This window comes from Henriciella sp. AS95 (genome assembly GCF_038900055.1).
Lineage (GTDB): Bacteria > Pseudomonadota > Alphaproteobacteria > Caulobacterales > Hyphomonadaceae > Henriciella.
In genome coordinates this window covers 1774286-1795378 of sequence record NZ_JBBMQM010000001.1, presented here as the reverse complement: position 1 = coordinate 1795378, position 21093 = coordinate 1774286, and the positions used below count along the sequence as shown (strand labels likewise).

The 21093-nt window shown below is 58.4% G+C and carries 22 protein-coding genes and 1 tRNA gene; 14 read left to right on the top strand and 9 right to left on the bottom strand.

Annotated elements, in window-relative coordinates:
- Window positions 1-108 precede the first annotated feature (108 nt).
- Window positions 109-906, bottom strand: coding sequence for a Crp/Fnr family transcriptional regulator (locus WNY37_RS08895; RefSeq protein WP_342973106.1), 798 nt, complete (start codon window positions 904-906; stop codon window positions 109-111).
- Between the two features lie 117 nt (window positions 907-1023).
- Between WNY37_RS08895 and WNY37_RS08890 the strand changes: the two genes are divergently transcribed.
- From WNY37_RS08890 to WNY37_RS08875, 4 genes are all read left to right on the top strand, one after another.
- A complete protein-coding gene (locus tag WNY37_RS08890) occupies window positions 1024-1365 on the top strand; it encodes a hypothetical protein (protein ID WP_342973105.1) in 342 nt (113 codons plus the stop codon).
- Window positions 1366-1377: 12 nt separating this feature from the next.
- On the top strand, window positions 1378-1776 hold the full coding sequence (locus WNY37_RS08885) for a hypothetical protein (protein ID WP_342974887.1): 399 nt from the start codon (window positions 1378-1380) through the stop codon (window positions 1774-1776).
- Between the two features lie 66 nt (window positions 1777-1842).
- Window positions 1843-2499: a hypothetical protein gene (locus WNY37_RS08880; protein WP_342973104.1), complete on the top strand. Its 657-nt coding sequence runs from the start codon at window positions 1843-1845 to the stop codon at window positions 2497-2499.
- Between the two features lie 122 nt (window positions 2500-2621).
- Window positions 2622-2945 (top strand): hypothetical protein, encoded by a 324-nt coding sequence (locus WNY37_RS08875; RefSeq protein WP_342973103.1) that lies wholly within the window; start codon window positions 2622-2624, stop codon window positions 2943-2945.
- A gap of 16 nt (window positions 2946-2961) precedes the next feature.
- Here WNY37_RS08875 and WNY37_RS08870 read toward each other — a convergent pair.
- A tRNA-Leu gene (locus WNY37_RS08870) sits at window positions 2962-3048 on the bottom strand.
- Between the two features lie 98 nt (window positions 3049-3146).
- On the opposite strand from WNY37_RS08870, the gene WNY37_RS08865 reads away from it, so the two are divergent.
- Complete coding sequence (locus tag WNY37_RS08865; RefSeq protein ID WP_342973102.1) at window positions 3147-4019, top strand: S1/P1 nuclease; 873 nt, start codon at window positions 3147-3149, stop codon at window positions 4017-4019.
- Between the two features lie 46 nt (window positions 4020-4065).
- On the opposite strand, the gene WNY37_RS08860 is transcribed toward WNY37_RS08865, so the two are convergent.
- The 7 genes from WNY37_RS08860 to WNY37_RS08830 all read right to left on the bottom strand — a co-directional run bounded on the left by WNY37_RS08860 (window position 4066) and on the right by WNY37_RS08830 (window position 9875).
- Window positions 4066-5277 carry an acetyl-CoA C-acetyltransferase gene (locus tag WNY37_RS08860; protein ID WP_342973101.1) on the bottom strand — a complete coding sequence of 404 codons (1212 nt, stop codon included), beginning with the start codon at window positions 5275-5277 and terminating at the stop codon, window positions 4066-4068.
- A gap of 86 nt (window positions 5278-5363) precedes the next feature.
- Window positions 5364-5924, bottom strand: a complete 561-nt coding sequence (locus WNY37_RS08855; RefSeq protein ID WP_342973100.1) for a hypothetical protein — start codon at window positions 5922-5924, stop codon at window positions 5364-5366.
- Between the two features lie 68 nt (window positions 5925-5992).
- Window positions 5993-6340, bottom strand: coding sequence for a hypothetical protein (locus WNY37_RS08850; RefSeq protein ID WP_342973099.1), 348 nt, complete (start codon window positions 6338-6340; stop codon window positions 5993-5995).
- A gap of 83 nt (window positions 6341-6423) precedes the next feature.
- A complete protein-coding gene (locus WNY37_RS08845; protein WP_342973098.1) occupies window positions 6424-7200 on the bottom strand; it encodes an enoyl-CoA hydratase in 777 nt (258 codons plus the stop codon).
- A 30-nt stretch (window positions 7201-7230) separates the two neighbouring features.
- A complete protein-coding gene (locus tag WNY37_RS08840; protein ID WP_342973097.1) occupies window positions 7231-7734 on the bottom strand; it encodes a hypothetical protein in 504 nt (167 codons plus the stop codon).
- Window positions 7731-8504, bottom strand: coding sequence for a molybdopterin-binding protein (locus tag WNY37_RS08835; protein WP_342973096.1), 774 nt, complete (start codon window positions 8502-8504; stop codon window positions 7731-7733). The genes WNY37_RS08840 and WNY37_RS08835 overlap by 4 nt, the downstream gene beginning before the upstream one ends.
- Window positions 8505-8528: 24 nt before the next feature.
- The gene (locus WNY37_RS08830) at window positions 8529-9875 is read right to left on the bottom strand and encodes a serine hydrolase domain-containing protein (RefSeq protein ID WP_342973095.1); all 1347 of its coding nucleotides are present in this window, start codon (window positions 9873-9875) and stop codon (window positions 8529-8531) included.
- Between the two features lie 124 nt (window positions 9876-9999).
- On the opposite strand from WNY37_RS08830, the gene WNY37_RS08825 reads away from it, so the two are divergent.
- From WNY37_RS08825 to WNY37_RS08785, 9 genes are all read left to right on the top strand, one after another.
- Window positions 10000-11055 carry an alpha/beta hydrolase gene (locus WNY37_RS08825; protein WP_342973094.1) on the top strand — a complete coding sequence of 352 codons (1056 nt, stop codon included), beginning with the start codon at window positions 10000-10002 and terminating at the stop codon, window positions 11053-11055.
- A 91-nt stretch (window positions 11056-11146) separates the two neighbouring features.
- Window positions 11147-11581, top strand: coding sequence for an OsmC family protein (locus WNY37_RS08820; protein ID WP_342973093.1), 435 nt, complete (start codon window positions 11147-11149; stop codon window positions 11579-11581).
- A 276-nt stretch (window positions 11582-11857) separates the two neighbouring features.
- Window positions 11858-12679: a type I methionyl aminopeptidase gene (gene map, locus WNY37_RS08815; RefSeq protein WP_342973092.1), complete on the top strand. Its 822-nt coding sequence runs from the start codon at window positions 11858-11860 to the stop codon at window positions 12677-12679.
- 72 nt (window positions 12680-12751) lie between these two features.
- Window positions 12752-13486, top strand: coding sequence for a DNA repair protein RadC (radC, locus tag WNY37_RS08810; RefSeq protein WP_342973091.1), 735 nt, complete (start codon window positions 12752-12754; stop codon window positions 13484-13486).
- Between the two features lie 154 nt (window positions 13487-13640).
- Window positions 13641-15566, top strand: a complete 1926-nt coding sequence (locus WNY37_RS08805) for a DEAD/DEAH box helicase (RefSeq protein ID WP_342973090.1) — start codon at window positions 13641-13643, stop codon at window positions 15564-15566.
- Between the two features lie 371 nt (window positions 15567-15937).
- Window positions 15938-17149, top strand: a complete 1212-nt coding sequence (locus tag WNY37_RS08800; protein ID WP_342973089.1) for an RtcB family protein — start codon at window positions 15938-15940, stop codon at window positions 17147-17149.
- Window positions 17150-17296: 147 nt separating this feature from the next.
- Window positions 17297-18289 (top strand): glutathione S-transferase family protein, encoded by a 993-nt coding sequence (locus WNY37_RS08795; RefSeq protein WP_342973088.1) that lies wholly within the window; start codon window positions 17297-17299, stop codon window positions 18287-18289.
- An 84-nt stretch (window positions 18290-18373) separates the two neighbouring features.
- Complete coding sequence (locus tag WNY37_RS08790; protein WP_342973087.1) at window positions 18374-19312, top strand: cyclase family protein; 939 nt, start codon at window positions 18374-18376, stop codon at window positions 19310-19312.
- 137 nt (window positions 19313-19449) lie between these two features.
- Entirely contained in the window at window positions 19450-20937 is a 1488-nt protein-coding gene (locus WNY37_RS08785) for an MFS transporter (RefSeq protein ID WP_342973086.1), read from the top strand.
- Window positions 20938-21093: the final 156 nt, after the last annotated feature.

The window sequence follows — 21093 nt, the reverse complement described above, 5'->3', positions numbered from 1 at the left end:
GATCCCCAGTGAGGATCCGGCCCATCCGACGGAGGCGACGCAAGAGCGGTTCTCGCTCCGAAGAATGTGGAATAGAAAGCTGCAATACGAATCCTTAAATTCGCGATTCTACGGCGCTTCTTTCTCGCGCGCATTAATCTGAGTTAGTCCGGCTGCGTCACCTTTTCCATTCGCCGCCATCTCCTTTTTCAGCAGGTCCAGCTTCTTGAGATGGAGATAATCGGTGTCGAAATGCGACAGACGTGAAAGGCGCTCGCGATCAAGCAGTCTGATCGATCCGCGCTCCTCCTCAATAAGCCCCGACCGGCGCATGGCCGACATGGTGCGCGACACGTGTACGGGGGTTAAACCCAAGGCATCGGCGATATCGGCGCGAGTCACCGGCATGACCAATTCGTCTGTTTCTTCACCTGTGGCGCCCGCATAGCGTCGGTGAAGCTCAAGCAGCATATGACCAATCCGTTCGCGCGCCGAACGACGACCGATACGGACAATCTGTTCTCGCAGGATCGAATCCTCCTGAACCGCCGACCACCAGAAAGCGGCCGCGATGTGCGACGATTCCTGGAGCATCTTCACAAAGGGGCGGGACGGAATGACGGTAACATCGCAATCGGTGATCGCGGTCACTGTGTGATCAGCCTTAAGATCAGAGAGCGATTGCAGATCAAAGACGTCGCCAGGCAGCATGAAGTTCACAATCTGCCGACGACCATCCTCCAGAAGCCGATATCGCAACGCCCATCCCGCCTGCAGCACGAAGACTTCATTGGCGTCCTGCCCGGCCACGATGAGATCTTCGCCCGCTTCAAAGGTTTCTGAGCGCTGATCCAGATCATCGAATGGCGTCCACGCATCTTCGGACAGGCGCACATATTGGGAAAATTTGTTCCGGAACACTTTCATCCCCTTTTCAAAGCTCGACCCCGGCGGAGGTTCCTAAATTCCCCTTATCAGGATTTTTCGGAACTCTATGGCCTACCCCGCCGTTGTTTAAGCGAAGTTACACGAATGGAGAGCAGAATGGCTATCACGACCACTTCCCAGAAGAAAAACGGCAATACTGATATCAAGCACGCTGCTGAAGCCGCCAAAAGCGACTATGATGCACTGAAAGCTGACATTTCCCAGCTGCGCGACGACGTCAAGTCACTGGCTGGCAATTCCAGCAAGTACATCAAGGGCCAATCCGCCAAGAGCCTCGACAAAGGCGTCGAGCAATCCAAGGAATACCTTGATAAGGCGAAATCCGAAGCCACCAAAGGCAAGGACTATCTCGAAGATAAAGTCCGCGCCAATCCGCTGACCTCCGTCGGCATTGCGTTTGGCACGGGTGTCCTTCTTGCAGCCCTGCGCCGCAAATAGGACTAATTGGCGATGGATGTAGCCAAAATCAGAATAGTAGCGAGTGTCGGTGCGGCTTTTTTTGGCCTCATCGGCGCTTCCGCTCTGTGCGTCGCTGGCGCGCTCGCTCTGGCACCAACCATTGGGTTGATCTGGGGCAGTTTCACTATGGCGTGCATCATGCTGACATTGTCATGCATCTGCGCGATCATCTTCATAAAACCTGGTAAATCAACCGAGGAAGAGCTCGATCAATTTGAAAATGCGACAGCCGATATGCTGGCTGAGCTGCCTTTCGACACGATTGCGGCTTTGGTTGAGAAAAGACCAATTGCAGCCGCATCAGCCGCTCTGGCTGCTGGCTATTTCATTGTGGCCAATCCCGAGCAGGCAGCTAAAGGCTTGCAAAAACTCGCCGACGAACTGATGTAAACTGGTGATGCACCAGCTGCCGGCTCATCCGACCGACGAGCCCTTCGCCCATGCGGAGGGCTTTTCGTGTTGAGAGCAGCCTTCCTACTCGTTTCCGCACTGACGACAGGCGTCACGCTTGGCCGCAAGGCCATCGACAGCGCGGTAAATCGCAAGAAACAGTCACTCATTGAGCAGGCCGCGCAGGATGCCCGACAGCGCATTCGCGGTCATGCAGAGGATTATCTGCGCGAAAGCCTCACGCAATTTGTGCAGGCCGTGTTTATCAAGGCGCTCTTGCTGATCGCAGCATGGTTTTTCTATCGGGTTGGCCTTTACCCGCACCCTGTCTTTTCAGGCATCGTCGTCGTCATGCTGGCCGTCTTCCTGATTCGCGATGCAATCGTATTTTTTCCGACCGGTCGGCTGATTGTTTCCAAGCTCCACGGTCATGGCTGGCGCCCCAAGAGGGCGATTGGTGAAACCATCGCCGCGCGCGTGTTCGAACAGGTCCTCGACGAGGCTGGGGAAATCAAGACCGGCCGCGCAACGCATATCATGCTCGCCCTCGCCGGCCACAAGATGGACGAGCTCACCCAGGACGTCGCTCGAAAGGTGTCGGAAATCGCACGCGAGACCAGCTGGAACGATTTGCGCCCCTTCATGCTGGCTGCCGCTGGAAAATTTGTGACGCTTTCCGCGCTTTATTCAGCGTTCGTTTTCATCCTGTTGCGAACAGCCTGATTCGAGCCCCCGGGCCGAATTTCATTACGCATTCGTAAACATATTTTCAGCGGCGCCGGAACCGTCCTGCTCATGCAGCGTTTTTTGTTTGTAATTCAGCAGAAAGCGAAGGGAGAGATCCCATGCATACACGTTTGAAATTCTTCGTAGCCGCCGTAGCGCTCTTCACAGGAGCCGCCGCTGCTAACGCCGAGTCCGTCGCCCTCACCGAGGTCGAACTCACTCAGGTCACCCAAGCATGTGAAGTGGGCCTACCGCTCATTCCAGTTTCTTCTGATTACGGCTATGACACCGGCGAATACGCCCTTCCTCTGTCTGAGGGAGATGGCGAAGTGCATTCTGCGTTGATTGTCAGCGCTACAGTGCTGGAAAACATTCCCGAGTGCCGGGCTGAAATTGATGCCTTTGCCGACCGCGAAGAGCGCGGCGAAGACCGCATTTCCTAAAATACAAAGTCGAGCGTGGTGCGGGCGGCCGGGATTGAACCGGCAAGGCCATACGGCCGAGGGATTTTAAGTCCCTTGCGTTTACCAATTTCGCCACGCCCGCAGCGAAAGCGAGCCGATCGCATACAAGGGAATGGGCGTGCCATACAAGCCCTGAAGGATCACAGCTATTGCAATTGCCTCTGTTGAGCATTTCTGGACGTGAAGAGCCGAACGTCTAGAAATGAAGCCTCCATCTGCGTTTTTGGAGGTTGTCCCTTGATTATACGAATCCGTTGCATTGCTACTGCCGCGCTACTTATCGCTTCGGCGACGTTTCCCGCCAGCGCCTGGGACAAGACTGGCCACAGAGTAATCGGTGAGATAGCCGAACGTCACCTATCACCTGAAAGCAAAGCCGCTGTTGAACAAATCCTCGGCAGCGAAGGATTGGCCGAAGCATCAACCTGGCCAGACTTCATGCGTTCCGCCCCTGGCGACTTCTGGCGCAGCGAAGCCAACCCATGGCACTATGTTACCATTCCCGAAAATGAAAGTTACGCCACTGTTCTTAAACCAGAAGAGGGCGATGCTGTTACGGCCCTTGCCAAGTACCGCGCCTTGCTGATCGATCCCAATTCGAGCCATGAAGACAAGCAGCTGGCATTGCGTTTCATTGTTCATCTGGTTGGCGACCTGCAGCAGCCCATGCATGCTGGCAATGGGTCGGACCGAGGCGGAAACGATATCACCGTGTCCTTCTTCGATGAGCTGACCAATTTACATTCTGTGTGGGATGCCGAAATTATTGATCGCCAGAAGCTCTCCTACACCGAATGGTCAGATTGGCTGAACGCGAAGATTTCGCCTGAAGACATAACGGCCTGGGCCGCATCCGGTCCGGCCGATTGGGCTGACGAAAGCGCGGAATTACGCAAACAGGTGTATCCGCCGGAGACCGCGCGCGATCTCTCCTACCAGTATGTCTATGACAATCTCGGAATTATCCGGACGCGCCTTTCTCAAGGTGGCATTCGCCTTGCGGCCTATCTTGATGACGCCTTCGCAGAAGCAGCGGAACTTGAAAGGAAATGACCTGAACGGGCACGGGGATTAGCGCCTCGTGCCCGCAAGCCGGCCTCTACGATACTCGTTCGAACACAGCGGCCAAGCCCTGACCGCCGCCTATGCACATGGTTTCGAGACCATAACGCGCTTCCTGACGCTGCATCTCATAGAGCATGGTCGTCAGGATCCGCACGCCGGTACATCCGACCGGGTGACCGAGTGAAATACCGGACCCGTTAGGGTTCAGCCGATCATAGTCCCCATCTTCGAAACCGAGCGCCTTGGTGCAAGCCAGCACCTGAGAGGCGAAGGCTTCGTTCAGCTCGATTACATCAATATCGGCAAGTTTGAGCCCGGCCCGGTCGAGCGCTTTCGTCGATGACGGCACGGGGCCAATGCCCATCACGCCAGGGCCGACGCCGGCGACCGACCAGCTCACAAGGCGGGCAAGCGGCGTCAGACCGTACTTCTCGGCAGCTTCCATAGTGCAGACGATGCAAGCGGCGGCGCCATCATTCTGACCAGACGCGTTTCCTGCCGTAACCGTCGCGTCTGGGTCGACCTTGCCGCGAATAGGCCGAAGCGTTGAGAGCTTCTCGTAATTGGAGTCCGGACGAATATGCTCGTCCTTATCAACGATGGTTTCGGATTTGCGCGTCTTCACAGTGACCGGCACGATCTCCTGATCGAACTTGCCTGCAGCCTGTGCCGCAGCGGCTTTCTTGTGAGAGTTCACAGCGAATCTGTCCTGGTCTTCGCGCGAAATCTCATAGTCCCGCCGCAGGTTTTCTGCCGTTTCGATCATTCCACCCGGCACAGGGAAGTTCTTGCCGCCAGCCGTATAGCGACCACGAGAAAGCCCATCGTAAAGCATGAGCCCGTCGCCTTTCAGGCCCCAACGCATATTGTTTGAAAAGAATGGCGCGTTCGACATCGATTCCGCGCCGCCGGCGATCATTACATCGCTGGCGCCGGTCGCGATCTGCATGATCGCATAAATCACGGCTTGCAGCCCGGACCCGCAACGCCGATCAATCTGAATGCCGGCCGTTTCTATCGTGAGACCGGAATCAAGAGCGACCACGCGCCCAAAGGCTGGCGCTTCCATGGAAGGATAGCATTGCGCGAAGACACAGTCCTCAACGGCTTCTGCTGGCAGATTCGTCCGCGCCATCAGCTCCTTAATGACGGTTGTCGCCAACTCATGCGCATGTAGGTCCCGGAAGCTACCGCCGAACCCGCCCACGGCGGTCCTAAGCGGCGAACAGATGACGACGTCTCTCATAGTGTAATTCCCTCCAATAATTGAAGCGGACTACACTCAATTGCAGTCAGGCTTGCAAGTGCCAGGTCGTCGCGGAGGTAAACAAATCAGCCTGCAACAGCGATGAATTCGCCGCCGCTATAAGTGACCGACCGAATGTTCACCTGTAGCATCTGAGCGCTATTGGAATTGGGCGGTTGTACCCAGACCGACCTTACCCCGTCAGACTGAGCGCGGCCTACCAGCGCTATTCGGCCGAGAGGTGTTCCGGAAATCGTCTGAACCTGCGTGCCTGGCCGCACATAATCATCCTGTTCAGAGATACCCGACGCTGTCGCCGGTTTGATAGCTGCGGGCCGGATATCTGCGTCCCGCGAAATGTCTGTCTCGCTACGATCTGCCGGCACGCGCGCATAAACGCCAGCTGAGGCCGGTTTATGGTCATAGTAGTAATCCGGACCGGTATCGTTCGCGAGCCTGATTTCCCCCGGTTGCCTGACCGGGCCGCCCAAAAGCTCGCTCGTTCCAGACCGGATGACCTGTGTCTCGGTCGACCAGCCCCGCGAATCAAATGCTGAGGCTGCACTCGCATTACCGGCGCTCTGCGCGATAGCTGGCACTGCAATAGAAATTGCAGAAAGCGATACAGCGACCAGACGGGCGGACATGGCGAACTCCTTGGTTCAGATTGTTTGTGAACCAACGAGATTTACGCAGACCAGTTCCCGGAGACCCGCTATTCGGGCGCAGGAACAGAATCTGGAACCGGCGAATCGCCGTCCTCCGCCGCAGGGGGTGGGGGCGGGCCTTCAACTGGAGCCTCGGGCCTTAATTCGCGCAATTGCTGAAGCCGGATCCGTTCGACGGTTTCCCGGTCGCGATCAACATTGGCGCGAAGGTCATCGATGGCTGTTCGCGGGCCGAAACGGCCTTCTGCGACGAAAGAAGAATCAACTTCCGAAGAATAGGCGCCCGTTGCGCCATCCTCATTGCTGGTCGCGATCTGCGACCAGCCTGGAAAAGCAAAAACGAGCGGTGCGGTGAAAACCGATATGCGGCGAAGGGATTTGTGGCGTGGGGACATTGAGGAGGCTCCTGACATTCTGTTCCGGACAGGAGCTGAAAACCCTGAACGCACTCAGCTCCCGTCTGGAAGCTTACCGTAGTTCAACCTTTCTGTCCCCTGCCCCGTTCGGTCACGGATTTGCGAGCAGCCTCGACGCTATCTGCCGTGACTCCTGCAGCATGTTCAGCAGATCGGGTGACTTCGAGCTTCATTGCATCACCAAAATTTAATGCGAAGCCTTCGTCGATGACTTTCTTGTATTTGCGCAGCATGGCCGCGTCACAAGATGCCATATCATGGGCGAGTTTGATCGCTGCCGGCAACAACTCGTCGGCTTTGTACACCCGATTGACGAGTCCCCAGCGCTCAGCGGTGTCGGCGTCGAGGAAGTTTCCTGTAAAGGATAGCTCCTTGGCGCGGCTGGTGCCGATCATGCGTGACAGCTTCTGGCTCAGTCCCCAGCCTGGCATGATGCCGACGCGGGCATGAGTATCAGCAAATTTAGCGTTCTCGGATGCAAGCAGGACGTCGCACATGAGGGCGAGTTCGAAGCCGCCCGTGATCGCAAAACCGTTGATCGCACCGATGATTGGCCACGGGAACTCAGCCAGCCCTCTGGCAAGATCAATGTCGCCGCCATCGACGCCAAGGGCGAAGCCGGTCTCACCGGCCTCTTTCAGGTCGACGCCCGCGGTAAACGCTCGACCGGCACCCGTCAGGACAGCAACGCGGACATCGTCATCCTGGGCGAGCTTCTGAAAGGTCTGCACGATCTCGCGGCGCAATGCGCGGCTCAGCGCATTCAATGCGTCCGGTCGATTCAGCGTGACGATTGCGACAGGGCCGTCTTTTTCAACGAGCACGATTGGGTCAGACATGGATTTCCTCCGAAACTTCTAGAGTGGATTTTATGAATTGAGTCTGCGGACCAGCCAGCGCGCTAACGCCAGTGCCGCAAAACCCAGCGCAAGGATCAGCGAGAGATAGAACAAGCCGTATTTGAGGGGCGTGAGAACATCCTTGAAGCCCAAATAGTCGGCCGTCCCACTTAGCGCGAGCGCCTGCACGGTGTTTTCCGCCAGATCGACGATCACCGTTGCAAGCGCCGGCAGAACGACCCAGGTGCGTAATTTCTCAGGCGCGAAACGTGCCGCCAGCCCGGCAAAAAAGCTGCCATAGGCGATGGGGAAAAGGGTGTCATTTGCAATCGTGCCGATGAAATGCACATAGCGTTGATCGCCGGTCATTTCTGCGAGACGGGCGCTGGCCTCATCACCGGTCAAGATTGTATCCAGAAGCGCACCGTCTACGGCCGCGATAATCAGCGTAAAGCTCCACCCTACCACTATGGTGGCGACGAACGCCGCGATGATAACCGGCGTACGCGTCAGGAATGACACAATCAGGTTCACGTCGCCCCGTCCTGAAGGACCTCTGGTTCCTGGCCGACACTGCGAATGAGGTCTGCGAGTTTCATCTCTGCCGCAGTGAGCTTTTCCTGATCGCCGGACCGGGCCACAAGGGCGACGCCGTGATCTGTGGGTGACCGGAACCACGGATACGACCCAAGGCTCACGCCATCAGCCTCTTCTGCCAGCGCCGCGAGCTTTTCAGCGATATCGCCTTCGCGCAGGCCAGCGGAGCGAACAGTCACGCTTTTCACCACCGTGCCCTGCTGGAGGCGGTGGCCGATGTCGCCCAACATGCCTTGTACAATGGATGGCACGCCTGCCAGCGTGAACACATTTCCCATCTGGAAACCGGGCGCACCTGACACCGGATTGGTAATCGGCGTTGCGCCATGCGGGAGTCGAGCCATTCGCTGTCGCGCTTCGGTGAATTCCGTCTCCATGTCATCATAGCGCGCCTGCAGCATCGCGAAGACGTCCGGATCATGGTCGATCCCGACACCGAATGCGCCAGCAATCGCATCAGCCGTGATATCGTCATGCGTCGGACCAATACCACCGGTCGTAAAAACGTAAGTGTAGCGTTCGCGAAGCTGGTTGACCGCTTCACCAATCCGCTCATGAACGTCTGGAACGATCCGGACTTCCTCTACCGGAATTCCATATGGAGCGAGGAAGCTCGCAATCTGTTGAACATTGACGTCGCGAGTGCGTCCTGAGAGGAGTTCATCGCCGATGAGGCAGATTGCGGCGGTCGGATTTGTATCTGTCATCGCCGCAAACTGCTACCGCCCGCCCTATTCTTCAAGCGCCTCATAGATCAGACGCATCGATTCGCCGCGAAAATCAGCTTGTTCACCGGGCAGAGCGCCGAAGCGCTGGATCATACCGATGAAGAAGAGGTCGTTTTCCGGGTCGATCCAGAACCATGTACCGGCTGCACCGCCCCAGTAAAACGTGCCCTGACCAGCAGGACTTTTCATGGCGACCGGGTCGGTGATGAGACCAAAGTCGAGGCCGAATTTGTGCGGCTCACCAGCGTTCGGGTCACGCTGCGTACCATCGAACCCTGTGCCGGCCCCTTCCGGCAGCTGGTCAGTCGTCATCAGCGCAATGGTTTCGGCATCGATGACCCTGTTTCCGCTCAACGTACCGCCATTGAGCAGCATCTGGCAAAAGCGCGCATAATCATCAATCGTGGATACGAGGCCGCCGCCGCCCGACTCAAACGGGATCGTGCTTTGCCGAAACTGCGTGCCTTCGCTTCGCGACGGGACGAAGCCACCAGCGGGCTCATAGTAGGCCATCAGGTCGGCGAGCCGGTCATACTCTTCTTCGGGCACGTAGAAGCCGGTGTCATCCATGTTGAGCGGCGTGAAAACGTTGGCGTCGAGATACTCGCCGAACGGCATGCCGGACAGCTTTTCAACCAGGTAACCCTGAATATCGACGGCCACCGAATAATACCACGTCTTACCCGGCTGATAGAGCAGCGGAATACCGGAAACCTTGTCGATCAGCGTTTCGAGATCTGGCGAACGGAGCACTTCCTGCTCACGGAATTGCTCATTGGCGTAATCATTGCCGCCAAGGCCGTATGCAAAGCCGGCCGTATGGCTCATCAGCTCCCGCATGGTGGCAGGCCGTTCGAGGGGCTCCAGTTTGGGTGTGCCATCATCGTTCGTACCGGCGAGAACCTGCAGGTCTTCAAACCCCGGAATGTACTTTGTGATCGGATCATCGAGCTCGAAGGCGCCGTCTTCATAAAGCTGCATCAAAGCGACGCCCGTGATGGGTTTCGTCATCGAATAGATGCGATACATCGTCCCTGGCTGGACAGGCTCGTCATTGGCGACGTGCCGGACGCCATACTGCCCGTACTGGACGGTCTCGCCATCCTTCACGAGCAAGGTCTGCATGCCGATCACATGGCCGTCATCAACGAAGCCCTGCATGGCCGCGGCGAGGGCATCGAGACCGGCAGGATCAAAGTCGCTGGCGTCTTCAACCTGTCCCAGAGGCGGCCAGGCCGCCGACTGTACGGCGCCTTCACCGCCTGCAGGCGCCGCCGCACAAGCCGTCGCCAGAAACGCCAGCGATGTTGCGCACGACAGAAGGAATGATTTGCGATTAGATATGGCCATTAGCCGAGCCTCCCCTTGTTTTGTATATACAGCTACATCTACTTAGTGCGGGACGCTGAGCAAGATCGAAAGCAAAAGAAGTTGGGCGGGTCGCAGATTGCCAGCTCCATTTGGGAGGGATGAAATGACAACACCAGAAATCCATAGGCGCCATGTGCTTTACGGCATTTCGGCCGCCGCGATGATCTCCGCCAGCTGCCAACATGTGGCTGCAAGCGAAGCAGAGCCGACCTTGCGGACGATCACGGTCAACGGGATCAATATGCGGGTCGCGGAGATGGGCGACGGACCGCTCGTCATTCTGGCCCATGGCTGGCCTGAGAGCTGGTATTCCTGGCGCCATCAGATCAAAGCGCTTGCTGAGGCGGGTTACCATGTCGTGGCGCCAGACATGCGCGGCTATGGCGGCACCGATGCGCCTGAAGCGATTGCGGATTACGACATACATCACCTCGCTGGCGATATTGTCGGCATCATCGACGCGATGGGAGAGGAAAAAGCCCATCTTGTCGGACATGACTGGGGCGCAGTGGTCTCATGGAACGCCGTTCACATGCATTCAGACCGCTTCAAGTCTCTCACTGCCCTCTCTGTCCCTTATGGCGGACGAGGCGCAGCAGCGCCCACGACCATTCTGAACAAGGTTTACGGCGACAATTTCTATTACATGCTCTACTTCCAGGAGCCGGGCGTCGCCGAAGCGGAATTCGACGCAGATCCCCGGGCGATTCTGAGCCGCCTCTACCGCTCACCCGACAGCCCCCGCTTTCCTCCGAAGGTGACCGACCCGAAAATGTCTGCCGGCGGGTGGATACCAAGATTGGGCGAGCTGAAAGAGCGCCCGGAATGGCTGACGGCCGCCGATCTCGATTATTATGTCCAGCAATTTGAGAAAGCCGGCTTCCGGGGTGGCATCAACTATTATCGCAATCTGGACCGCAACTGGAAAACAACGGCCGACCTGGAAGGCGTGACGATCGACATCCCGGTGAAATTCATCGCTGGGGCGCAGGACGTGGTCCTCGGTGGAAGAAATGCCGAGCAGCTGGATGAAATGATGCGCAAGGTCTGTACCGACTTCAGAGGCGTAACGCTGCTTCCGGAGACCGGGCATTGGGTGCAGCAGGAAGAGGCTGATGCGGTCAATACGGCGCTCGTTTCATTCATCAACTCGATCTGATCACGATCATTTGCAGACGAGCCGGGCCGCGCCCTGAAACTTAGGAGCGAGCGCCACGTTGTTTTCATGACAACCCACAACAGGAGATATCATGAAACGTCACGCAACAGCCCATTGGTCCGGTTCACTTGGTGAGGGCAAAGGCACGATCGATACACAAAGCGGCGCCCTGAAAGACCACGGGTACAGCTTCAAAGCCCGTTTTGAAGACGAAAGCGGCAAGTCCGGCACGAACCCGGAAGAATTGCTCGCAGCCGCGCACGCCGGGTGTTTTGCCATGCAGCTCTCGCACTTCCTCGCCGATAATCGCACGCCCGCCGAAGACCTTGATGCGAAATCTGTCGTCACTGTCGAGCAGGTCGATGGCGGCTTCGAAGTGAAGTCCTCCGCGCTGACACTAACAGGCAAGGTTCCGGGCATCGACGAAGCCAAGTTCAAGGAACTGGCGACGAAAGCCAAGGAGGGCTGCCCGATGTCGAAGGCGCTGGGTGCGATCGAAATTACACTGGACGCAAATCTCGCCTAGGGCGGGGACGTCAACTCATCTGAAGAAGCGGGGCGCCACAGCTCCGCTTTTTCTATGCCTGGAACAAAGGCCTATCTGCGGCTTCAGTGGCCGGGCTTCAAACCGCGCAAACACCTGTTATGCGACATGCCCATTCATGACTTTTCCTCCGATCATATCTTTTGCCAGCAAGCCTAGGCCTTACGCATGTTTTGGGAAAGTGCAGTCGCCGGTACAGCGCCGGTGGAATTTTTAACCCGGCGATGGCATATTGGCGCCTGATGAAAGGCCGAATTGATGACTGAAGCAGACCTCCTCATGCCAATGCGGACCGGAGAAATCCGGATTCATGACGACGCGGGTTTCGAAGGCATGCGTAAGGCCGGACGCCTTGTCGCAGAGTGTCTCGACATGCTCGTGCCGGAGGTCCAGCCAGGCGTCACGACAACCCATCTCGACAATCTTATCCGCGAATTTGTTTACGATCACGGCGCGCAATCAGCGACGATTGGCTATCGCGGCTACCGCCACGCTTCGTGCATCTCACTCAACCATGTCATCTGTCACGGCATTCCCGGAGATCGTCCCCTGAAGGATGGCGATATCGCCAATATCGACGTCACCGTCATCGTGGACGGCTGGCACGGCGACCATTCTCGCATGTACGCGGCCGGGTCCCCAAAACGCAAAGCCGAACGTCTGATGGATGTGACCTATGACGCGATGATGGCCGGTATTGCGGCCGTGAAGCCCGGCAATCGCTTTGGTGATATCGGCGCGGCTATCTCATCGATCGCTGCCAAAAACCGTTTGTCCGTCGTTGAAGACTTTTGCGGCCACGGCCTCGGCCAGCTCTTCCACGATGAACCCAATGTCGTGCATTCAGCCCGCGCTGGAACCGGCCCGGAACTGAAGCCTGGCATGTTCTTCACGATCGAGCCCATGCTGAATATCGGGCGCAAGGATGCGGCGATCCTGCCGGATGGCTGGACGGCCGTCACGCGCGACCGCCAGCTTTCAGCTCAGTATGAGCATTCAGTCGGCGTGACCGAGGACGGCGTGGAAATCTTCACGACCTCACCGAAGGGCTGGCACAAGCCGCATACGGTCGAGAAATAAGCGCCCCTCATTGGGGTTGACGCATTCAAGAGCTTGGAACATAAAAAGAACATTCCTTGATTGGGAGTGATCATGCGTTCCGTTGAAGAAGCCCCCCTGCTTGGCCTTGATGGTGCCCGGCCCTTCTCAGCACCCAAGCCGCACTGGCAAGGCCACAGAGAGCGTCTGCGAACCAAGCTTGTGGAGCGCGGCGCGGGTGCGCTTGAGGATTACGAACTGCTGGAGACGCTGCTCTTCGCCTTCATTCCTCGCCGGGATGTGAAGCCGATTTCCAAGGCATTGATAACGCGATTTGGGTCTCTCAGCGGTGTTCTGGCAGCCCGGCCGGCCGATCTGACGAAAGTCGCGGGTGTTGGCGAGACGGTCGCCGCTTACCTGAAAGCGACGTCTGAAATTGGCGCTCGCGCGAGCCGTGAAACCCTTCAGGCCAGGACCGTCATTTCAAGTTGGTCCGCGCTTCAGACCTATGTAAAGCAGGAGATGCAGCATGAAGGCCGCGAGCAATTCCGTGTCCTGTTCCTCGATCGCAAGAACCAACTCATCGCCGACGAGGTCATGGGGCACGGCACGGTCGATCATGCGCCGGTCTATCCGCGCGAAATCGCGCGACGTGCGCTGGAACTGCAGGCCTCCAGTCTGATCCTTGTGCATAATCACCCATCGGGGGACCCAACGCCGTCTCGCGCCGATATCGACATGACGCGGGAAATCATCGATGCGCTTGATGCGCTGGACATTAGCGTCCACGACCACCTTATCGCCGCCCGTTCCGGCGTTCTGAGTTTTCGGTCCCAAGGCCTGATCTGAACCTCGCGCAGCAAATGTGACTGAGGACGTGGTGTTTCTGTCAGAATGGGCTTATGGGAGCGACATCGACAGACCGGAGCGGCAGTGAATGCCATCCGTCGTCAGGCCGCCTGAGCTGAGCGGCCAGCAAACGGTTTCCTGAAAGACGACCTTCATGACTCATCAAACAGCCGTTGCGCCCGCACTTGGCGAGGCGCTTGCCGAACGCGGCTATGACAGCCTGACCCCCGTACAGTCAGCCATGCTCGATCCTGACCTCGCCAGCCATGACCTTCTCGTCTCGGCGCAGACGGGCTCTGGCAAGACGGTTGCTTTCGGCATCGCAATGGCGCCGGCCCTGCTCGGCGACGCAGCGCGCCTGCCAGCAGCGTCTTCGCCGCGCGCTCTTGTCGTTGCGCCAACACGGGAATTGGCGATCCAGGTGGAACGGGAAATCAGCTGGCTCTATGCGAAAGCCGGCGCATCCGTCGTCTCATGTGTCGGCGGCATGGATGCGCGCGACGAGCGCCGGGCCCTGTCGCGCGGCGCGCATATCGTCGTCGGCACGCCAGGGCGTCTCGTCGACCATATCAATCGCGGCGCGCTCGCGCTGGACCAGATCGAAGTCGTTGTTCTTGATGAAGCCGACGAAATGCTCGACATGGGCTTTCGCGACGAGCTCGAGATTATCCTGAAGGCCGCGCCGGAAGATCGCCGCACCCTGCTCTTCTCTGCCACGGTGTCGAAGCCGATTGCGCGGCTCGCCCAGAGCTTCCAACGCGATGCGGTTCGCGTGAACACGATTTCAGAGACCGACCAGCACATCGACATCGAATATGTCGGGCATGTCGTAGCACCTGCCGACGCGGAAAACGCGATCATCAATGTGCTGCGCTATCATGAGGCGAGCAATGCGCTGGTCTTCTGCAAGACCCGCGCGAATGTGAACCACCTTCTGGCGCGCTTCCACAATCGCGGTCTGAGTGTCGTGGCGCTGTCGGGCGAGCTCAGCCAGAAAGAGCGTATGCATGCCCTGCAAGCTCTGCGCGACGGGCGGGCGAATGTCTGTGTGGCAACGGATGTTGCCGCGCGCGGCCTTGATCTGCCGGAACTCGACCTGGTCATTCATGCCGACCTTCCAAGCAACAAGGAAAGCCTGCTTCACCGCAGCGGTCGGACGGGCCGGGCCGGGCGCAAGGGCGTCAGCGTCCTGATTGTGCCGTTCAAGGCTCGTCGCCGGATTGACCGGTTACTGGCCGATGCGAATGTCGAAGCGAACTGGACCAATGCACCGAGCGCGGCCGACATTGAACGGCGTGACGATCAGCGTTTGTTGGAACATCCCTTGATGCTGGAAACAGCGAACGACATTGATCTCGCCATGGGCGCTGCGCTCATCGAGCGGCACGGTGCCGAGCAGGTCGCTGCGGCCTTCGTGGCGTCGCAGCGCGCCAAACGCTCTGCGCCCGAAGACCTGATGCCTGTGCCCGAAGATACGGGCCGTGGCCGCGACAATGATTTCAAAAAAGGTCCGCGCGAGCCTCGCGCTGCGCGTGAGCGACGCGAACCCCGCCAGTCGCGCGATGATTTCGACAATGGCGTCTGGATCAACATATCGGTTGGACGCAAGTCGGGCGCCGAAGCGCGGTGGTTGTTGCCGATGCTATGCAAATCCGGTGGTCTGGACCGCAGCCAGATTGGCGCAATCCGGATTGAGGACAGTCACTCTCGGGTCGAGCTGCGACCCGACAGCGTCGAGAGTTTCTTTGCCGTTATCGGCCCTGAAGGGCGGATCGAGAAATCGATTACGGCCTGGCGTGAGGGCGACCAGCCACCCGGACGCTCAGCGCCTTCCACCGCACGGATTGTTCCCAAAGCCGATAGGAAGCCGCATCGCAAGGGCCCCAAACCGAAGCCACACCGGGCCGAATGGTCTCCGGATGAAGGTCCAGGCAAGCCGCGCGAAGCGACGTCATTCGACAGCAAGAATGCACCGGGTGATCGCCCAAAGCGCTCCAAGCCGAAGAAACATGATCACCGATTCGACGCTACGGCTAGCAAGCCTCCCAAGCGCAAGAAGCCGAAAAAGCCGAAGACCTGACGCGGCCCGCGCGGGTCGCGTGACTCATGTGCCACAGTCGGATGGTTTCAGATAAAATCTTTTCCAGCACCGCTTGACCAGCCTGCGACATCCTGTCATTAGCCCGCCCTCATTTAACGACGAGGAGCGGGCAATGACGCAGCGCGACTTTAATCTGAAGGCATATGTCGCCGCCCTGCCACAGGGGTGCGAACCCATGCCTATGGAGGATGTTGGATGACGGGCTGACGAACAGCCCAGCCGGGAAACCGGTTCATACGCACCCTCCACGCGCTTCAGCCTGGAGGGTTTTTTCTTTCTCTCGCCCGATCAGACTGCCGCGTGGAGGGTTCTCTGGAAAAAGGAGAGCTCAACATTGAGCTGAAAGACCAATGAGTGATTTTGAAGTGATCGAGACCGCACGCGGCGGGACGATCAAGGCCTGGGTAAAAGGCGTGCCGGTCGAATCGAAGGCGCGCGATCAGCTGGAGAATGTGGCGGGGCTTCCGTTCGTCCATTCCCACCTCGCTGTGATGCCGGACGTGCATTTCGGGCGCGGCGCAACCGTTGGCTCGGTGATCCCGACCAAGGGCGCCATTATCCCGGCCGCCGTCGGCGTGGACATCGGCTGCGGCATGATGGCGGTGCGGACCAGCCTCAAGGCGGAGCATCTGCCCGACAGCCTGAAAGGCATCCGGCGCGGTATCGAGCGGGCCGTCCCGGTCGGCAACGGCAAGGGCGGAAGCCATAAGTACGTGCCGGCGACCGTGGAAAGCCGCCTCAAGGCATCGAAGCTGATGGAGCGGTTCGACAAGATCCGTGAGCGTCACGGGAAAATCGCGTCGAAGACCTACACCATGCAGCTCGGCACGCTGGGCGGCGGCAACCACTTCATCGAGCTCTGTCTTGATGAGGCGGGCGATGTGTGGGTGATGCTGCATTCCGGCTCACGCGGGACGGGCAACCGGATCGGGACCTACTTCATTGAGGAGGCCCGCCGCGCGCTCGAAAAGCGTGTCCTCGGCTATCATGTGCCGGACCGTGACCTTGCCTTCTTCGTCGAAGGCGAGCCGCTGTTCGACGATTATGTCGATGCGGTTGGCTGGGCACAGGACTATGCCCGGATGAACCGCGAGGTGATGATGGCGCGCGTCCTGATGGCGCTGCGGGAGACGTTCCCGAGCTTCACGACGGACAAGCACGCGGTGAACTGCCACCACAATTATGTGGAGAAGGAACACCATTTCGGCGCGGATGTCTGGGTCACCCGCAAGGGCGCCGTGCGCGCTGGCGACGGGGAGCTTGGCATCATTCCAGGCTCGATGGGGGCGAAATCCTTCATCGTGCGCGGAAAGGGCCATGCGGACTCGTTCTGCTCGTGCTCGCACGGGGCCGGACGGGCCATGTCGCGGACCGAAGCGCGCAAGCGTTTCACCGTGGATGATCACATCGCGGCCACAGAAGGCGTCGAATGCCGCAAGGATGGCGGCGTCGTCGACGAAACGCCGATGGCCTACAAGAACATCGACGCGGTGATGGCGGCGCAGTCCTCGCTGGTCGACGTGGTGCACACGCTGCGCCAGGTCGTATGCGTGAAAGGGTGAGACGTGAGCCCCTTCCCACGACCGAATCGATAAAGGCGGCGCGAGTGATCGGGCCGCCTTTTTCATGCGTGCCACGAATAAGTCTGACCGCTTGAAACATTGCGCCGCCCCGCCAGTTGGTTTGGTAGCAAAGTCACGGAGAAAGAAATGGGATTACTGAACAACGGAATCTGGCAGGACAAATGGTACGATACGGACTCGACCGGCGGAAAATTCGAACGCCATGAGAGCCAGTTCCGCAACTGGATCACGGCTGACGGTTCACCCGGCCCGACCGGCGACGGCGGCTTCAAGGCCGAACCGGGGCGCTACCATCTCTATGTCTCTTATGCCTGCCCCTGGGCCCACAGGGCGCTGATCTTCCGCAAGCTCAAAGGTCTCGAGGAGATGGTCGACGTCTCCTATACGCACTGGTTCATGGGCGAGAATGGCTGGACCTTCAAATCCGATGCGGACGGGATCGTCAGCGACAAGCTTTTTGAGTCCAAGTTCCTTTATGAGGTCTATCTGAAGGCCGACCCGCACTATACGGGGCGGGTCACCGTTCCGACGCTCTGGGACAAGAAGACGGGCACAATCGTCAACAATGAGTCGGCCGATATTATCCGGATGTTCAATTCAGCTTTCGACGGCGTCGGTGCAACAGCTGGAGACTATTATCCGGAGGACCAGCGCGAGCAGATCGACGAGATCAATGAGCGCGTCTACCACACGGTCAATAATGGCGTTTACAAATCCGGGTTCGCGACCACACAGCAGGCCTATGAAGACGCGGTTCACCCCCTCTTCGATTCGCTCGACTGGCTGGACGAGAAGCTGTCGCGCTCGCGTTTCCTGACTGGCGACACGCCGACTGAAGCTGACTGGCGGCTATGGACGACGCTGTATCGCTTCGACCTCGTCTATCACGGCCACTTCAAGTGCAATATCCGACGCATCGTCGATTATGAGAACCTCTGGCCCTATGCGCGCGACCTCTATCAGTGGCCCGGCATCGCCGAAACGGTGAACCAGATGCATGCCAAACGGCACTATTATGAGAGCCATGACATGGTGAACCCCACGCGGATCTATCCGGCAGGCCCTGCGCTCGACTGGGATGAACCGCACGGTCGAGGCCGTCTCTCCAAGGCCGCCTGACGCCCTCCTCCCGCTCTGGTTTTGCTGGACAGCGCATGGCGTCATCGCCAAAGTCGTAACCAACAAAATAAAGGGAGGTAGGTCATGACAAGACTGGGCTTGGCGTCAATCTGCGCAGCGGCACTTGCGGCATGTGCGACAGGACAGGAAGCGGCGGACTGGTACCCGTCGAAGTATGGACCGGATGATCGGCTAGGCGCAGTGAATAATCTGACGCCTGAAAAAACGGCCGAGGCTGCAAAGCTGATCACAACGGGAAAGACTTACGCGCTCGGCATGACCACGGGACGCGATACGCCCGCCTATGGTCCGCGGGAGTATGACGTCACCATTCTGCAGCTCTCGGACGGCTCCGGCACACCGCTCGGCACCAATCTCGCCACCGGCAATGACGACATCGTCGATGTCTGGGTCGGGATTGGCAGCCAGATCGACGGGCTGGGCCATATGGGCATCGACCACCAATACTATAATGGCGTCAGTGTCGCTGATTTCGTGACGCCCGCAGGGCTCACCCAATTCGGGACGCATGCCCTGCCCCCGATTGCGACGCGTGGCATCCTGCTCGATATGACGAAGGTGACCGGAGCAGATCCGGTCCCCGATGGCACCGCCTTTAATCGCGCCGAAATCGACGCCGCTGTAGAAACTGCGGGTATAACCATCGAATCTGACGACGTCGTGATCTTTCACACTGGCTATATGGCCGCCAACGCCGATAACGATACGCTGAAACAAACCGAGCCAGGCATAGGAGTCGAGGGTGCCCAGTATCTGGCCGATCTCGGGGTTGTCGCGGTCGGGTCTGACACTTGGGCTGTTGAGGCTATTCCCTTCGAGAACGAGACCCGGCCATTCGACGTCCACCTGACGCTCCTGGCGAAGAATGGCGTGTACATCCTGGAAAACATGGTGACTGAAGAGCTTGCGGCCGATGGGGTCACCGAGTTCTTCTTCTCATTGGGTGTGCCGAAGCTGGAAGGAACCGTCCAGGCAATCATCAACCCTGTCGCGATCAGATGACCCCACGAAATCCGCCGAAACCAACGTAAACTGCAGTTTCCGCAACACTTTCAAGTAAAGGGTTGCCAGCGAGGTTATGTTAGTCAACAACACTGAATTGGGCGCCCAGAGAGGCGTTGAGGAGGAGAACTGCCATCATGAGCGACACAACCGCTGCGCAGCATCAGGGGCATATTACAGGCTTCGGATCGAGGGGTTATCGATTCTACGTCCTTATCGCCCTCATGCTGATTTACACGCTGAACTTTATCGACCGCACACTGATCACGGTCGTAGCCCAGCCCATCATCAACGAGTTCGGCCTGACGGACAGCCAGTTTGGCTTCCTCTCGGGACCTCCTTTCGCTCTGTTTTATGCCGTCATGGGCATTCCGATCGCGATGTGGGCGGACCGCTCCAACCGCGTGATGGTGATTACGCTCTGCATCATCATCTGGTCGGTGATGACGGCGCTTTGCGGTGTCGCCGCCGGCTTCTTGTGGCTGCTCATCTTCCGCGTAGGCGTTGCCGTTGGGGAGGCTGGCTGTACGCCGCCCGCCAACTCGATCCTCACCGACTATTTCCCCGTGAAAAGTCGGGCCAACGCGATTGGCATCTATTCGATGGGCGTGACGCTGGGCGGTGTTCTTGCTCAGGTTTTTGGTGGCATGATTGCAGGCATCCAGGGCGAGGATTTTGGAGCCTGGATCGGCTCGATCGGCCTTGGTGGACTGTTCTCCGGCATCGACTGGTCGCAAGTGGGCGGCTGGCGAATCGCCTTCATCGTTGTGGGTGCGCCGGGCGTGATTATCGCGGCCATTCTCTGGTTTACCATCAAGGAACCGCCGCGTGGCTACACAGAGCCGCCAAGCTCGAGAAAGATAGAGAAGGCCGGCATATTTGAAGCTTTCAAGGAATTCGGAGCGAAGAAGACATTCTGGTGGGGCTCCATCGGCGCTGCTCTGGTCGCATTCGTCGGCTATGGATTGCAGACCTTCCAGGCTCCGTTTCTGCAGCGGGTCTATGATATCGGCGTTCGGGATGCCGCCGTACTGTACGGCGCCCCGCTGGCCGGTATTGCTGCAGCGGGCACGTTTGCTGGTGGGTTTATATCCGAAAAGCTGACGGACCGGTTCCCTGCCGTCGTGGCATGGCTGCCAGCAGTTGGTCTGCTCATTGCGGTGCCGACCTACATCTCGGCCTTCTTTGCCCCAACAATCGAGCTGACCTTCGGCCTCTGGCTGATCGCGGCCTTCTGCCACTACTCGTATCTTGGTGCCCAGTACTCAATCGGCACATCGATTGTGAGCCCACGCTCGCGAGCGACCACGATTGCCGTTCTTCTGCTGCTCGTCAGCCTGATCGGCAACGGTATCGGGCCGCTCTTCGTCGGCATGATGTCAGACATGTTCATGAACAATGAGATCGCGTCTGCCGGACTGACCGAAGCGTTCCAGACCTTCAACCCGCAACTCTGTGCGGGCATGGACCCCGCTGACGGCACGGGAGCAGCTCTCTGCGATGCATATGGCAATGGCCTTCGCAAATCGATGGCGGCGACAGCCTGCTTCTTCCTGGTCGCGGCCTTCTGCTTCTTCATGGCGGGACGCCACTTCCTGAAGGATCGCTGGTCCTCAGAAGTGTAAACATCGCTACAGAACAGACACTTGGACATTCCGGATCGCCTGAACGCGGTCCGGGATGTTTCCACCCGCATACTTCACATGTGAAATTAATTTCGCGATTGGGTTATTTGCTCTGGTACAGCCGCTCGCGATTTGCTTTCCTGACACAAAATAAGC

Bases quoted from the DNA above. Each gene is read 5' to 3' on its own strand.
- WNY37_RS08860 (WP_342973101.1), bottom strand. From the start codon at position 5,277: ATGAGAGACGTCGTCATCTGTTCGCCGCTTAGGACCGCCGTGGGCGGG.
- WNY37_RS08875 (WP_342973103.1), top strand. From the start codon at position 2,622: ATGCATACACGTTTGAAATTCTTCGTAGCCGCCGTAGCGCTCTTCACA.
- WNY37_RS08885 (WP_342974887.1), top strand. From the start codon at position 1,378: ATGGATGTAGCCAAAATCAGAATAGTAGCGAGTGTCGGTGCGGCTTTT.
- WNY37_RS08800 (WP_342973089.1), top strand. From the start codon at position 15,938: ATGAGTGATTTTGAAGTGATCGAGACCGCACGCGGCGGGACGATCAAG.
- WNY37_RS08835 (WP_342973096.1), bottom strand. From the start codon at position 8,504: ATGACAGATACAAATCCGACCGCCGCAATCTGCCTCATCGGCGATGAA.
- radC (WP_342973091.1), top strand. From the start codon at position 12,752: ATGCGTTCCGTTGAAGAAGCCCCCCTGCTTGGCCTTGATGGTGCCCGG.
- WNY37_RS08845 (WP_342973098.1), bottom strand. From the start codon at position 7,200: ATGTCTGACCCAATCGTGCTCGTTGAAAAAGACGGCCCTGTCGCAATC.
- WNY37_RS08825 (WP_342973094.1), top strand. From the start codon at position 10,000: ATGACAACACCAGAAATCCATAGGCGCCATGTGCTTTACGGCATTTCG.
- WNY37_RS08795 (WP_342973088.1), top strand. From the start codon at position 17,297: ATGGGATTACTGAACAACGGAATCTGGCAGGACAAATGGTACGATACG.
- WNY37_RS08830 (WP_342973095.1), bottom strand. From the start codon at position 9,875: ATGGCCATATCTAATCGCAAATCATTCCTTCTGTCGTGCGCAACATCG.
- WNY37_RS08895 (WP_342973106.1), bottom strand. From the start codon at position 906: ATGAAAGTGTTCCGGAACAAATTTTCCCAATATGTGCGCCTGTCCGAA.
- map (WP_342973092.1), top strand. From the start codon at position 11,858: ATGACTGAAGCAGACCTCCTCATGCCAATGCGGACCGGAGAAATCCGG.
- WNY37_RS08805 (WP_342973090.1), top strand. From the start codon at position 13,641: ATGACTCATCAAACAGCCGTTGCGCCCGCACTTGGCGAGGCGCTTGCC.
- WNY37_RS08850 (WP_342973099.1), bottom strand. From the start codon at position 6,340: ATGTCCCCACGCCACAAATCCCTTCGCCGCATATCGGTTTTCACCGCA.
- WNY37_RS08790 (WP_342973087.1), top strand. From the start codon at position 18,374: ATGACAAGACTGGGCTTGGCGTCAATCTGCGCAGCGGCACTTGCGGCA.
- WNY37_RS08820 (WP_342973093.1), top strand. From the start codon at position 11,147: ATGAAACGTCACGCAACAGCCCATTGGTCCGGTTCACTTGGTGAGGGC.
- WNY37_RS08785 (WP_342973086.1), top strand. From the start codon at position 19,450: ATGAGCGACACAACCGCTGCGCAGCATCAGGGGCATATTACAGGCTTC.
- WNY37_RS08890 (WP_342973105.1), top strand. From the start codon at position 1,024: ATGGCTATCACGACCACTTCCCAGAAGAAAAACGGCAATACTGATATC.
- WNY37_RS08855 (WP_342973100.1), bottom strand. From the start codon at position 5,924: ATGTCCGCCCGTCTGGTCGCTGTATCGCTTTCTGCAATTTCTATTGCA.